General features: G+C 68.0%; 12 protein-coding genes, 1 tRNA gene and 1 pseudogene. 10 read left to right on the top strand and 4 right to left on the bottom strand.

The annotated features are described in order from the left end of the window. The 3 genes from B4M62_RS13040 to B4M62_RS13030 form a co-directional block, all read right to left on the bottom strand. Positions 1-515 (bottom strand): PP2C family protein-serine/threonine phosphatase (locus B4M62_RS13040; protein ID WP_290713708.1); only part of this gene is annotated, 515 nt, incomplete at its 3' end. Further along, positions 512-976 (bottom strand): FHA domain-containing protein FhaB/FipA, encoded by a 465-nt coding sequence (locus B4M62_RS13035; protein ID WP_290713705.1) that lies wholly within the window; start codon positions 974-976, stop codon positions 512-514. The genes B4M62_RS13035 and B4M62_RS13040, both read right to left, overlap by 4 nt. A 193-nt stretch (positions 977-1,169) precedes the next feature. After that, complete coding sequence (locus tag B4M62_RS13030) at positions 1,170-2,414, bottom strand: FhaA domain-containing protein (RefSeq protein ID WP_290713702.1); 1,245 nt, start codon at positions 2,412-2,414, stop codon at positions 1,170-1,172. 230 nt (positions 2,415-2,644) lie between these two features. On the opposite strand from B4M62_RS13030, the gene B4M62_RS13025 reads away from it, so the two are divergent. Together B4M62_RS13025 and B4M62_RS13020 are read left to right on the top strand one after the other, a co-directional pair. Continuing rightward, a tRNA-Leu gene (locus B4M62_RS13025) sits at positions 2,645-2,727 on the top strand. Positions 2,728-2,825: 98 nt separating this feature from the next. Beyond that, positions 2,826-3,110, top strand: coding sequence for a YciI family protein (locus B4M62_RS13020; protein ID WP_290713699.1), 285 nt, complete (start codon positions 2,826-2,828; stop codon positions 3,108-3,110). Between the two features lie 10 nt (positions 3,111-3,120). On the opposite strand, the gene B4M62_RS13015 is transcribed toward B4M62_RS13020, so the two are convergent. Continuing rightward, complete coding sequence (locus tag B4M62_RS13015) at positions 3,121-3,957, bottom strand: SDR family NAD(P)-dependent oxidoreductase (protein ID WP_290713696.1); 837 nt, start codon at positions 3,955-3,957, stop codon at positions 3,121-3,123. Positions 3,958-4,038: 81 nt separating this feature from the next. Between B4M62_RS13015 and B4M62_RS13010 the strand changes: the two genes are divergently transcribed. From B4M62_RS13010 to B4M62_RS12975, 8 genes and pseudogenes are all read left to right on the top strand, one after another. Next, on the top strand, positions 4,039-4,806 hold the full coding sequence (locus B4M62_RS13010) for a hypothetical protein (protein ID WP_290713693.1): 768 nt from the start codon (positions 4,039-4,041) through the stop codon (positions 4,804-4,806). A gap of 1 nt (position 4,807) precedes the next feature. Next, the gene (locus tag B4M62_RS13005) at positions 4,808-5,884 is read left to right on the top strand and encodes a DUF2157 domain-containing protein (protein ID WP_290713691.1); all 1,077 of its coding nucleotides are present in this window, start codon (positions 4,808-4,810) and stop codon (positions 5,882-5,884) included. Continuing rightward, positions 5,881-6,450: a GDYXXLXY domain-containing protein gene (locus B4M62_RS13000; RefSeq protein WP_290713689.1), complete on the top strand. Its 570-nt coding sequence runs from the start codon at positions 5,881-5,883 to the stop codon at positions 6,448-6,450. The genes B4M62_RS13005 and B4M62_RS13000 overlap by 4 nt, the downstream gene beginning before the upstream one ends. Positions 6,451-6,547: 97 nt before the next feature. Next, the gene (locus B4M62_RS12995; protein WP_290713686.1) at positions 6,548-7,909 is read left to right on the top strand and encodes a sugar porter family MFS transporter; all 1,362 of its coding nucleotides are present in this window, start codon (positions 6,548-6,550) and stop codon (positions 7,907-7,909) included. Next, the gene (locus tag B4M62_RS12990; protein ID WP_290713684.1) at positions 7,906-9,006 is read left to right on the top strand and encodes an N-acetylglucosamine-6-phosphate deacetylase; all 1,101 of its coding nucleotides are present in this window, start codon (positions 7,906-7,908) and stop codon (positions 9,004-9,006) included. Before B4M62_RS12995 ends, B4M62_RS12990 begins: the two co-directional genes overlap by 4 nt. Positions 9,007-9,122: 116 nt before the next feature. Further along, positions 9,123-10,412: an MFS transporter gene (locus B4M62_RS12985; RefSeq protein WP_290713711.1), complete on the top strand. Its 1,290-nt coding sequence runs from the start codon at positions 9,123-9,125 to the stop codon at positions 10,410-10,412. A gap of 18 nt (positions 10,413-10,430) precedes the next feature. After that, positions 10,431-12,101: a SulP family inorganic anion transporter gene (locus B4M62_RS12980; protein WP_290713682.1), complete on the top strand. Its 1,671-nt coding sequence runs from the start codon at positions 10,431-10,433 to the stop codon at positions 12,099-12,101. Next, a pseudogene (locus B4M62_RS12975) lies at positions 12,098-12,508 on the top strand (ATP-dependent DNA ligase); the annotation flags it as partial. The gene B4M62_RS12980 and the pseudogene B4M62_RS12975, both read left to right, overlap by 4 nt.

The raw sequence follows: 12,508 nt of genomic DNA, 5'->3' as shown, positions 1-12,508 counted from the left end.
AGTGTCGGCTCGACCTCGGCGCCGGTCAGTGCGCGCATGATCAGCGAGCGCTGCGGGTGCGTGTGTGCCTGATCCTGGCTGATGCGCCCCTCGTCGACGAGGGCCTGGACGAACGTATCGTCGCGAGTGATTTGCGAGATCTGCTCGTCGCGGTAGAGGTACGCCCTGGAATCGCCGACGTGGCACAGTCCAATGCGCGCCCCGGAGAACAGTAGCGCCGTCAGTGTGGTGCCCATGCCGTCCAGATCCGGGTCGGCCTCGACCTGGGCGGCGATGGCACTGTTGCCGACGTCCATGGCATGGTGCAACAGACTGAGGATCTCGCCGCCGGGTTCATCGTCGTCGAGCGGCTGCATGGCCGCGATGACGAGTTGGCTGGCGACCTCGCCAGCCGCATGGCCGCCCATCCCGTCGGCGAGCGCAAGCAGTCGAGCACCCGCGTAGACCGAGTCCTCGTTGTTCAAACGGACCAAACCCCGATCGCTGCGGGCGACGTATTCCAGGACAAGGGTCACGGGCGCAACTCGATCACGGTCTTGCCGATGCGGATCGGGCTATTGGTGGGCACCCGGACCGCGGTGGTCACCTTGGCGCGATCGAGGTAGGTGCCGTTGGTCGAACCGAGGTCTTCGACGTACCAGTCGTCACCGCGCCGGGACAGTCGCGCGTGACGCTCCGAGGCGTAGTCGTCGGTGAGGACGAGAGTTGAGTCGTCGGCGCGGCCCAAGAGTAGTGGCTGGTCACCGAGGGATATCCGGGTGTTGGCCAGGGCGCCGGCGGTGACCACGAGGTAGCGGGCCGAACCGCGGGCCGGCTTCGTCCGGGCACGCGACGAGAACGACCGAGCACGCAGGTTCACCGGGCGCCCCCCGGCGACGGAGAGGTCGTTGCGCAGGGCGCGGATCGTCGCGTAGACGAACAACCACAGCAGGATGAGGAAGCCGATGCGGGATATTTGCAGGATCAAGCCTTGCATGTCGCACCACCTTCCGTCCTCGCCCATCGACACTTGCTGCCACCGGTAGCGTGCCTGGTCGTCTGACCAACCGTCATCTTATGGGCCGAACCCGCGCACTCAGCAGTCGAAAGGTGACAGTTCGGTATCGACTGACGCCGACCTGCGACCTTGAATTCTCCGCCGTCCGCCGTCCGCCAGCGTTCTCGGGCGTCTACTGGAAGCGGACGGTGATATCGGAGTGGCCGATGCGGATGCGATCGCCGTCGGCGAGTTCCCAGTTGGACACCTGCACGTCGTTGACGGTCGTGCCGTTGGTCGAGTTGAGGTCGGCCAGCATTGCACTGTGGCCGTCCCAACGGATTTCGACATGACGTCGCGACACACCGGTGTCGGGCAGCCGGAACTGGGCATCCTGCCCACGGCCGATGACGTTCGAGCCTTCTCGCAGGGAGAACGTTCGGTTGCTCCCATCCTCGAGGAGCAGGGTGATCGCCGTCGGGGCATAGGTCGCGGGCTGGCCGTAGCCGGCGCCGGGTTGTTGGCCGTAGCCTGCGGCGGGTTGGCCGTAGCCCGCGCCGGGTTGGCCGTAGCCCGCGGCGGGCTGACCGTAGCCGCCCTGATCGTAGGCGGGCTGTTGACCATATCCTTGTTGGCCGTAGCCTTGCTGGTCGTATCCGCCGGGCTGGCCATAGCCGCTCTGGTCGCTGCCGGGCTGTTGGCCGTAGCCCTGTTGGTCGTAGCCGCTCTGGTCGCTGCCGGGCTGTTGGCCGTAGCCCTGTTGGTCGTAGCCGCCCTGGTCGCTGCCGGGCTGTTGACCATATCCTTGTTGGCCGTAGCCTTGCTGGTTGTAGCCGGGCTGCTCGTACCCCTGCTGAGCGTACCCACCCTGATCGTTCGCCGGTGGGGGGTATCCGCCCTGGTCGTACCCCTGCGGGTCATATCCGCCCTGCTGGTAACCAGCCTGGTCGTTCCGGGGATTCTGAGTCATGTGCGGAGCTCCTAGCTGTGCGTTCTGGCGGTGGTCGGGAAGGGTGGTTGATCCGGCGCCGAGGCGGGCCTGACTCGGGCGGGGCCGGGGGCGGACGTCGGGGTCGACGGTGGCAGCGACGCGCAGCTGCCCGGTGTGAAGTTCGGGGGAAGGGTCGAATTCGACGACGACCGGCCCATAAGTCTGCCATCCGCGGTCACGGATGAAATCGTCCAGGTGTCGTGAGAACGCCTTCCGGTTCGTCTCGTACTCGCTGTCGAGGTGGGCGAAGTCGCTCTCGGCCACCGAAATGACGTAGGCGTTGGCAGTGAGACGCACGTCGGCATCGCCCGTGGAAAGGGCGTCTTGAGCCTCGCGGGCCAGGGCCTGCTCGATTTCTTGTGGCGCGATCTGACCGCCGAAGACCCGGGCGAAGCCGCCGTCAACGGCTCCTTCGAGCCTGCGCTCGATGCGCTGAAGAATGCCCAACGCCCAGACCTCCCTTCACCGTTGGCGTGTCATGCGTGCAGAACAGATCGTTTCATGATAGCGGCCAGGGTCGGTCAGTGGGACACAGGATCGTCACATTAGCACCGCAAGCACCATCAGTTTCAGTGTGATTCCGGCGAGAGGCACAGGTGGGAACTCAGATTTCACCCGATGTTCGGCCCCGTGCTATCGTTCTCGGGTCCAAGCGGACGCACTGTTTATAGTGCCACGGGCGAGTGGCGGAATGGCAGACGCGCTGGCTTCAGGTGCCAGTGTCCTTCGGGACGTGGGGGTTCAAGTCCCCCTTCGCCCACCTTATAGACGAGAGTCGCAGCACCCCACCGGGAGCTGCGACTCTCGTCGTTTATTGAGGCGGCCGGGTCGGAGGACTCCCTACGCTACCCTGCCGACATGCCGAACTTCGCCGTCGAATACACCTACGCGCCGCAGCACGCCGCACTGCGCGACGAGTACCGATCCGCACACCGGCACTGGCTCGGAGAGAGTCATGCGGCCGGCGTCGTTCGGATGGCCGGTCCGTACGCCGACGGCAGCGGCGCGCTGGTTCTGGTGGCGGCCGACGATCGGCAAGCCGTCGCGGACTTCCTGGCGAACGATCCGTTCGCCGAGGCCGGCGCGATTGCGGCGACGCGCATCAGCGAATGGACCAACGTGTTCGGCCCCTTCGGCGGCTGAAGCGGGAGCGCTACTGTGGGCGGTCCTTGCGCAGGGAGTCCTCGTAGCGGTCGCGAGTCGTCGATCCCTTCACCGCTGCCACCTGATCGGGCACCAGCGCGCGCAGCACCACATCGCGCAGCGGTTGTGGCAATACGCCGGTGAATGCGACGAGCGGACCGACGTACCCGGGCACAGTCACCAGGAAGCGGGGCTGCGCGATGACGTCGGCGACGGCGGTGGCGACATCGTCGGGCGATAGCAGCTTCGCCGCACCGGTGGTGGTGCCGGCAGCGAGTTCGGTATCGACGACTCCCGGCATGATTACCGAAATGGCCACGCCGCTTCCGCGCAGCTCTTCGCGCACTCCGGTCAAATAGCCGAGCACGCCGTGTTTCGTGGCGGCATAGGTGGATTCGCCGGGCGGGGCGACCTTCGACGCGGCCGAGGCGACGGTGACGATCTGACCGGCGCCGCGGGCACGCATCGCCGGCGCGGCCAGGCGCACACCCCGGATCACGCCGAGCAGGTTGACGGCGACCATCGCCTCCGACGCCGACGACGGCTCCTGGTCGAACGGCCCGACCCACATCACCCCGGCATTGTTGACCAACACGTCCACTGGGCCAAGGTCGGTTCCGACCGCTTCGAGAAACGCGGCGAACGACGCCTCGTCGGTGACGTCGAGTGCATAGCCCCGCGCGTTCGCCCCGAGCCGGGCAGCAGTCTCATCGGCAGCCTTCGCGTCCCGGTCGCCGATGGCGACGACGGCGCCGTCGGCCGCGGCCCGCGCGGCGATCGCCGCACCGATGCCACGGGCGCCCCCTGTGACGGCGATGACCAATCCAGACAGTTGACGTTTCTTCATCGTCCCAGCTTGGCAGATCTGGCCGTCGCAGTCTTGTCGAGGTGGCATAAGGCGCGGCCCGGTGTTGACATAATCGCGGGTATGTCCCGCACCCGCCCCCGTTGTGCCGCAGTCACCACCACCCGGCGCCCGACCTCGGCCGGGCGGTTCGGTGCCGCACTGATCCTGGCCGTGGGTGCGCTGAGTTCATGTGGCCGCGACACGAACCCGGCGGGCACCAGCATCGCCACCGTCGGTGAGTCGCGCACTCCGTCGGCCGGGTTCACCGCGGTCACCGTGCCGCGGGCCGGGCAGCTGGCCGATGGCACGAGCTGGACCATCATGGTTCCGCAGGTGCGCGGCGGCGACCTGCAGGTCCGTGCTGCGTATAACGGCGAAGTCGATGCAATCGTGGCCAAGCTGACCAGCCAGCCCAGCGGTAACGGGCGGACCATCGGGGACGGGAGTCTCGGGACCGCCGAACGCAGCCGCACCGTGGTGGGGGAGCGCACGCTGGCCGGCGTGATGATCGTGCTGAGCAGTGTCAAACAGGCGGCGTACCCGAGCACCAACGTCGAGACCGTTGTGCTGGACAGTCTCACCGGCGAGGTGATCGATGAGCCGTTCATCGACCCCGAGGCTGCGAAACCGGTACTCGTGGGACTGGCCGCGGCCAATGACCCGAGCGGCCGACTGCGCGACGGCGGCTTCTCCTACTCGGGTTTCGCGTCGTGGATTCCGCTGCCCGAAGGGCTGCACGTCTACGTGGACGTGCCACATGTCCTCGGCGACTACGTTCCGGTGACCATTCCCTGGGACAAGGTGACCGGCCTGTTGAAGCCGGACGTGCGACAGGTCCTGGTGGGCTGAGGTGGAGTATCGCGATCGGGTCGCCGACGACCTGGAGCGGTGGATCGCCGCCGGTCTCGTCGGAGCGGAGAACCGGGTGGCGATTCTGGCGACTCTGCCGGCCCGCCGCAAGGTCGATGCGGTCACCGCGTTGATCTGGGTCGCGGCGGTCCTCCTGGGTCTCGCAGTGATCGCGTTCGTCGCCGCCAATTGGGAGTCGATCCCCCGGCTGGTCCGCTTCGGGCTGCTGCTGGTGAGCTTCCTGGCCGCCGCTGTCGCCGGCGCCTGGGCGAGCCGCCGCCAGCGCCCAATCACCTCCGACGTCGCACTGACCGTCGCCTCGCTGATCTTCGCCGCCGCCATCGGGCTGACCGGTCAGATCTTCGAACTCACCGGAAACCCACCCGCCGTGCCCTATGGGACCGGTGCCGCGGCGCTCGCGCTTTCAGCGGTCGGCGCGTCGCGCGGCGCCTTGGCGGTCGGAATCATCGCGGTCCTGATCGGCGATCTCATGACGGCTCAGGGTGCGGCGCCGATCCCGGTTGCGCTGATCGTCGCACCGGTGGTGGTGGCGATCGCGGTGCGCTGGCACGCCGCCTTCCTGGCACACATCGGTGCCGGTTCCATCCTGGTCGTGCTGTTGTGGTTCGCCATCCACTACAACCTGCAGGGCTGGCCGTTGTTCGGAATAGCCGGGGTCGCGGCCGCCCTGGCCGCCGCCGGCCGATGGCTACCGGCGGCGGGACCGGTGAGCCGAATCCTGTTCTCGTGGTTCGTTGTCGGCGGGTTGCTGTTCTTCATCGCAGCCGGATACACCGGTGCCTTCGACGACAACACCGTTCTGGGTCTAGGTCACCGGGTGGCCTGGATTGCTTTGTCGGCCGCCTTGATCACGTTCGGCAGCTTTGACCGGCAGAGCCTGCTCACCGGACTTGGCGTCGTGAGCCTCATTGGAGCGGCCTGCGGCCTGTTGTACGACCTTGGGCTGGACCTCATCGTCATCTCCCTGGTCTTCCTCGGGTGTTCGGCGGCGGCACTCGTCGTGGGACTGGCACTGCGGCGCGGCCGGTCGGACGGGGCGAACGGGAGGGTGCCATGACCTCGCCGGGACAGCGGCAACGATCGACCGGACTGCGATTGACCAGACTGCGGCCGGCGTTGATCGTCGGCGTTGCGCTGCTGTGTGTGGCGATCCTGATCGGACTGGTCGTCCGCGAGGGGTACGCCCGATCCCACGGCACGCAGGTCACCCTGGCCATGCGCGGCGCCGATCCGCGCGATCTCGTCCGCGGCCACTACATCGCCATCCGGTTGGCCGACGACCTTCCCGCCGGGCAACTATGCCCGCAGCAAACCGGTGACGGTTGGGTTGCGCTGCGCCGCAACGGGCCTACGTATCGCGCCGCGGGACAGTACGGCTCCCGCGCGCAGGCCCAACGACACGGCGACGTTGCCGTGCGCGGGTCACTGCACTGTCCGGGGCAAACGGTGTCGCTCGACATTGGCATCGACCGCTTCTACCTCAATCAGCGCGAGGCGGAAGCCGTCGACCGGGCGCTGCTGACCGGGCGGCGCGCCGACGCGATTGTGTCGGTCGGCACCGATGGGCGCGCCCGCCTCATCGGAATCGACGTCGACGGAAGGCGCTACGACCTCGATTGGTGAGCTGAGCAGGCCAAACCCGCCAATCCACCCCGGGGTGCGCCGGTGGAGCAAGTAGTCTGTCGCGATTGGCCGGATCTGGAGTGTGCGGAGGGCGAGTGTGAGAAACCGACTGGGCGTGGCCGTGGCTGTCGCCGCGGCAAGCATGGGCATTGTCTATGGCTACGACCAATCCAACATCGGTGCCGCGATGGAGTTCGTGGGGACCGAGTTCGCCCTCGACGACAGCGGCAAGCAGTGGCTGTACACGGTCGCGGTGATCGGATCGATCATCGGCGCACTCCTCGCCGGTCCGCTGGCCAACCGCATTGGCCGCAAGGCGGCGATGATCTCGGTTGCCGCCGGCTATGGGCTGTTCGCCGTGCTGTCCGGCATCGCGCCGAGTTTCCCCACCCTGGCCTGGGTTCGACTGCTGCTGGGCGTCACCGTCGGGGTCTCGCTCGTCGTCGTGCCGGTTTTCGTCGCCGAATGCGCACCCGCGCGCAACCGGGGCGCCATGCTGGTGGCCTACCAGATGACGACGATCATCGGCATCATCGGCGGCTATCTGGTCGGCTACTTCCTCGCCGGGCACGCCGCCTGGCGGTGGATGCTCGGCCTGGCCCTGGTGCCGTCGATCATCGTCGTGTTTATGTTGCTGCGCCTGCCCGACACCCCGCGCTGGTATCTGTCGAAGGGCCGCGAAGAGGAGGCGGTCGAGGCGCTGCGCGCCATCGATCCGCAAGCCGACGTCGCCGGCGAAATCACTGAGATGCGGGCCGCGCTGGCCGCCGAATCTGGTGGCCACCTGCGCGAGATGCTCCGCAAACCATGGGCTCGGGCCACGGCATTCGTGCTTGGACTGGGTTTTCTGATCCAGATCACCGGCATCAACGCGGTCGTGGTCTACAGCCCGCGCCTGTTCGAGGAGATGGGATACACCGACAACTTCGGCAAACTATTGTTGCCGGCGGTCGTGCAGGTCTATGGGCTGATCGCCGTCATCGTCGCGCTGCGCTATGTCGATCGAGTGGGCCGCCGGCCAATCCTGCTGGGCGGAATCTTCGCGATGATCGTCGCCACGGCGATCCTGATCGTCGTCTACGGTCCGCTCGGCGGTGCGGGAGAGGCGGCCACCCTGTGGGGATTCACCGGGCTCGTCGTGTTCACCATGGGCTTCTCCTTCGGCTTCGGTGCGCTGGTGTGGGTCTATGCGGGGGAGAGCTTCCCCACCCGGCTGCGGTCCTACGGGTCGTCGGCGATGCTGACCTCCGATCTGGTCGCCAACGCGATCGTCGCGCAGTTCACCCTGACCTTGATCAACAGCAGCCTCGGTGGCGCCGGCACCTTCGCCATCTTCGGTGGCTTCGCGGTGCTGGCCTTCCTCTTCGTCTTGAAGCTGGCACCGGAGACCAAGGGCCGCACCCTGGAGGATATTCAGCAGTACTGGGCCGACGGCGGTACGTGGACGCGCGGGTCGTGAGGACGCGCGTGGTCGCCGCCGCGCGCATCGTTTACGACGGGGCGGTGCTCGAGCCGGGATGGCTGCGCATCGTCGACGGTGTCATCGTCGACGGCGGGGCGCAGGCACCGCCGGCGGTGGTCACCGAAACGGTGGCTGGGACAGTCGTGCCCGGCTTTGTCGACCTGCACTGCCATGGCGGCGGCGGATACGAGTTCACCGACCCCGACCTTGGCCACGTCCGTGCCGCACTCGACTTCCACGCGGCGCGGGGAAATGCCGCGACCATGCTGAGCCTGGTCACCGCGCCCGCCGGCGAGCTCCTCGACCAGGTGCGCCGGCTGGCTCCGCTGGTCGCCGCCGGCGAGGCGCCGGGCATCCACCTCGAGGGTCCCTGGCTTGCCCGATCCCGTTGTGGCGCACAGGATCCCCGGTTCATCCGCGCCGCGGACCCGGCCGAGATCGACACGCTGCTCGAGGCGGGCGGCGGCGCGATCGCGATGGCGACGATCGCGCCGGAGGCCGATGGTGCCCTGACGGCCGTCGACCGCCTGGTCGCGGCCGGGGTGGTGGTCGCCATCGGGCACACCGACGCCGACTACGACCAGACGCGCGCGGCAATAGATCGGGGCGCCACCGTCGCCACCCACCTGTTCAACGGGATGCGGCCGTTCGGCCACCGCGATCCGGGCCCCGTGCTCGCGCTGCTCGATGATGAGCGAGTCACGGTCGAGCTGATCGGCGACGGGGTCCACCTCGATCCGCGGGTGGTGTCCGCGCTCGTGGCCAGTGCGGGAGCGCAGCGCGTTGCCCTGGTCTCCGACGCCATGTCTGCCGCCGGACGGCCGGACGGGGTCTATCACCTCGGCTCCCTGGAGGTGACCGTTGCCGGTGGAGTTGCGCGCCTGGGCGATGGTGCCACCATCGCGGGCGGAACCGCGGTGATGGCGGACCTGTTTGCGCTATTGATGGCCGGCCGGCCGGCCGGGCGGTTGGCGGAGTCTGCCGCGTTGCAGGCAGCGGTGGTGGTGACGGCGACGACGCCGGCCAGGATTCTGGGGCGCGACGAGCTGGGGACCCTGCGACCGGGATCATCCGCTGCGTTCGCGGTGGTGTGATCTTCGGTTCGCGCGGCACTCGGCGCGATTGGGCTGAATCCATTGTCGGGCGCCGGTATTCTCCACTGGTGACTGACACCCGGCACGTGCCGCGCCGACGAATCGTTGTCGCCTCGATGGTGGGCACCACCATCGAATTCTTCGACTTCTACATCTATGCGACGGCAGCGGTCTTCGTCTTTCCGAAACTGTTCTTCCCGGCGGGTGACCCGACGGCCAGCCTGCTGGCCTCATTCGCGGTGTTCGGCGTCGCGTTTGTCGCTCGCCCGATCGGCTCGATGATCTTCGGGCACTTCGGCGACCGCATCGGGCGCAAGGCGACGCTGGTCGGCTCGCTGCTCACCATGGGCGTCGCGACGTTCATCATCGGGCTCCTGCCCACGTTCGGCGCCATCGGCTATCTTGCGCCGGTCCTGCTTGCCCTGATGCGCTTCTGCCAGGGTGTCGGGCTCGGTGGTGAGTGGTCGGGGGCCGCGCTGCTGGCCACCGAGACCGCAGAGGAGGGCAAGCGCGGCTGGGCCGCGATGTGGCCGCAGCTGGGCGCTCCGTTCGGGTTTTTGTTGGCCAACGGTATCTATTTGACGCTGATGATGACGATGGACTTCGACAAGAACTCGTCCCCGGTGGACCACCCCTTCTACTCGTGGGGATGGCGCGTGCCCTTCCTGGCCAGTGCGGTGATCGTGATCATCGGGCTCTATGTCCGCCTGCGACTGGCGGAGACCCCGGTGTTTACCGCGGCGGTCGAGGCCGGCCAGAAGGTTCGCGCGCCGTTGGCCACGGTGTTCCGCACATCGTGGCGCCCCCTGATTCTGGGTACCTTCATCATGCTGGCCACCTACACGCTGTTCTATCTGATGACGGCGTGGGCGAGCGCCTACGGGACGCAGAAGTCGACCCCGGAACACACCACGAATTTGGCGATCGCCCCCGTTCGCTTCATCGAGCTACAGCTGATCGCGGTGCTGTTCTTCGCGATCTTCATCCCAGTCTCGGGGCGGCTCGCCGATCGGCTCGGCCGTAAGCCGGTGCTCATCGCGATCACCATCGGCATCATTGTTTTCGGCTTCACCTTCGATCAGGTGATCGGCCCCGACGTCGCCAGCGAGACGGCGATGCTCGGCTTCCTCATCGTCGGCATGACGCTGATGGGGCTGACCTTCGGGCCGATGAGTGCCGTCCTGCCCGAGTTGTTCCCGACCAACGTCCGGTACACGGGTTCAGGGATCTCCTACAACGTCGCGTCGATTCTGGGTGCGGCCGTCGCGCCCTTCATCGCCACTGCGCTCGCGGCACGGCACGGCGTCGGCGCCGTCGGGATCTACCTGGCGGTGGCGGCGGGGGTCACCCTCCTCGCCTTGATCGCCGCCCCGGAGACCCGCGACGTGGAACTGACCAGGCTGTGACATGAATACGGCGGGGCAATGATCACACCGCCGGGCGGCTACCGGCTCAGTTGGCTGCGCACCGACATCATGGCGGGGGTCAGCCTGGCCGCGGTGGCGATCCCCGAGGCCATGGGATACAGCACCATCGCCGGGGTTCCGATCAGTGCCGGCATCTACACCCTCATCGTCCCACCGGTGTTGTTCGCAGTCCTCGGGGCATCGCGGCTGATGGTGGTCGGTGCGGACTCGGCGACCGCAGCGCTGCTCGCGTCGGGAATCACCGGTCTGGGGGTCGCCGGACTGGTGGCCGGCACCGAGCAATGGCTGGCCCTGACCGCGATCGTGGCGCTGCTGGCGGGCGTGCTGCTCACGCTCGCGTGGGTCCTGCGCCTGGGGTTCCTGGGGGACTTCCTGTCCACCGCGGCGCTGACCGGATTCCTCGCCGGCGTCGGCGTCTCGGTTCTGATCGGCCAACTGCCGTACCTGCTCGGTGTGCGCGAGACCGCCGGCCGGCCCTGGCACCGGGTTGCGGGCGTCGTGGGAGAAATCGGGCACGCCAACCCGCTGGCGGTCGCTTTCGCCGCCGTATCGCTGGTCGCGCTGGTGGCCGGCCGCCGGTTCGCACCCAAGTTGCCCCTGGCGGTGGGGGTCGTCATCGGATCGATTCTGGTCGTGTGGTCGGCCGGCCTGGGACACCGCCTCCCCGTCGTCGGCGACCTTCCCACCGGCCTCCCCCGGGTGCGCTGGCCGGCGGGACTCGACGCGGCCACGGTCGCTCAACTGCTGCCCCTCGCGGCCGGGTGCGCGCTGGTCATCCTGGCCCAGAGCGCCGCGACGGCGCGCAGCTTTGCGCAGCGATTCGGCGAGAACGCCGACGTCAATCGAGATCTGCTCGGCCTTGCCGCCGCTAACGCGGGTGCCGGACTGACCGGTACCTTTGTCGTCAACGGCAGTCCGACCAAGACTGAGTTCCTGGCCGATCAGCACGGCCGGAGCCAGGTCGCCAATCTGGTTCTCGCCGCGACGTCCCTGGCCGCGGTCGTCTTCGCCGGACCGGCGCTGGGAATGTTGCCGCACGCGGTGCTGGGGGCGATCGTCACGGTGATCGCCACCCGGCTGATCGATGTCGGCGAACTCCGCGCGATCTGGCGGGTCCGACGGCCCGAGTTCGTCATCGCCGTGCTGACCGCGCTCGCCGTCATCGTCTTCGGCGTTCGCGACGGCATCATCCTCGCGGTTGTTACCTCGCTGGTGGAAATCATTCGGCGCCAATACCGACCGGAGAAGTTCGTCGTCGGGGTGCGCCGGGACGGCGGGCGCGAGTTCGTGTCCGCGCAGCCCGGCGTCCAGTCCCTCCCCGGGCTGATCGTATTCCGCTACGACGCCGATCTGTTCTACGCCAATGCGAGCCGCTTCACCGGCGACGTGATCGCGTTGATCCGGGCGGCTCCCGACCCGGTTCAATGGTTGGTGCTCGACTGCTCCTCGATTACCGACGTCGACTATTCGGCGGCGCGCGACCTCAACGACCTCATCGACTTCGTCCACGCGCGCGGCGCCCACTTCGTGCTGGCGGGAGCCGACGCCGAACTGCAGCAGACCCTCGAGAATGAGGGAATACTCGCCCTCCTCAACGCCGACCATCTGTTTCACGGAATCGGATCGGCGGTACGCGCGTTCCGCGCCGAGCATCCCGGTTCGGTGTGACCGGCTTACTACTGGCCGAGGTCGCGGCGGCGTCGAGCCGGGTTGCGGCGACCCGCTCGCGCAGGGAGAAGACCGCCACGATCGCCGACCTACTCCGGCGAGCCGACGCGACCGACGTCCCGACGGTCACCGCATGGATTGCGGGGGGATTGCGTCAGGGGCGGATCGGCGTCGGGTGGGTGAGTCTGCGCGACTTCAGCCAGCAGGACCCGGCGGTGACCGCAACGCTCACCGTCGCCGCCGTCGACGCGCTGGCGAGCCGTATCGCGACCCAGATCGGCCCGGGCCGGGACCGGGCCCGCAGCGAGTTGATCATCGACCTGTTTGCGCGGGCTACCGCGCAGGAGCAGCACTTTCTGCGCGGACTACTGTCCGGCGAAGTGCGCCAGGGAGCCCTGGCCGGTGTC

Source organism: Gordonia sp. UBA5067 (genome assembly GCF_002414845.1).
Classification (GTDB): Bacteria; Actinomycetota; Actinomycetes; order Mycobacteriales; family Mycobacteriaceae; genus Gordonia; species Gordonia defluvii.
The sequence above is the reverse complement of the archived record's forward strand: the minus strand, read 5'-3'. Positions and strand labels throughout refer to the sequence as shown.

Coding starts and splice junctions, on each gene's coding strand:
- B4M62_RS13000 (WP_290713689.1), top strand. CDS start 5,881: ATGACCTCGCCGGGACAGCGGCAACGATCGACCGGACTGCGATTGACC.
- B4M62_RS13035 (WP_290713705.1), bottom strand. CDS start 976: ATGCAAGGCTTGATCCTGCAAATATCCCGCATCGGCTTCCTCATCCTG.
- B4M62_RS12980 (WP_290713682.1), top strand. CDS start 10,431: ATGATCACACCGCCGGGCGGCTACCGGCTCAGTTGGCTGCGCACCGAC.
- B4M62_RS13010 (WP_290713693.1), top strand. CDS start 4,039: ATGTCCCGCACCCGCCCCCGTTGTGCCGCAGTCACCACCACCCGGCGC.
- B4M62_RS13020 (WP_290713699.1), top strand. CDS start 2,826: ATGCCGAACTTCGCCGTCGAATACACCTACGCGCCGCAGCACGCCGCA.
- B4M62_RS12985 (WP_290713711.1), top strand. CDS start 9,123: ATGGTGGGCACCACCATCGAATTCTTCGACTTCTACATCTATGCGACG.
- B4M62_RS13015 (WP_290713696.1), bottom strand. CDS start 3,957: ATGAAGAAACGTCAACTGTCTGGATTGGTCATCGCCGTCACAGGGGGC.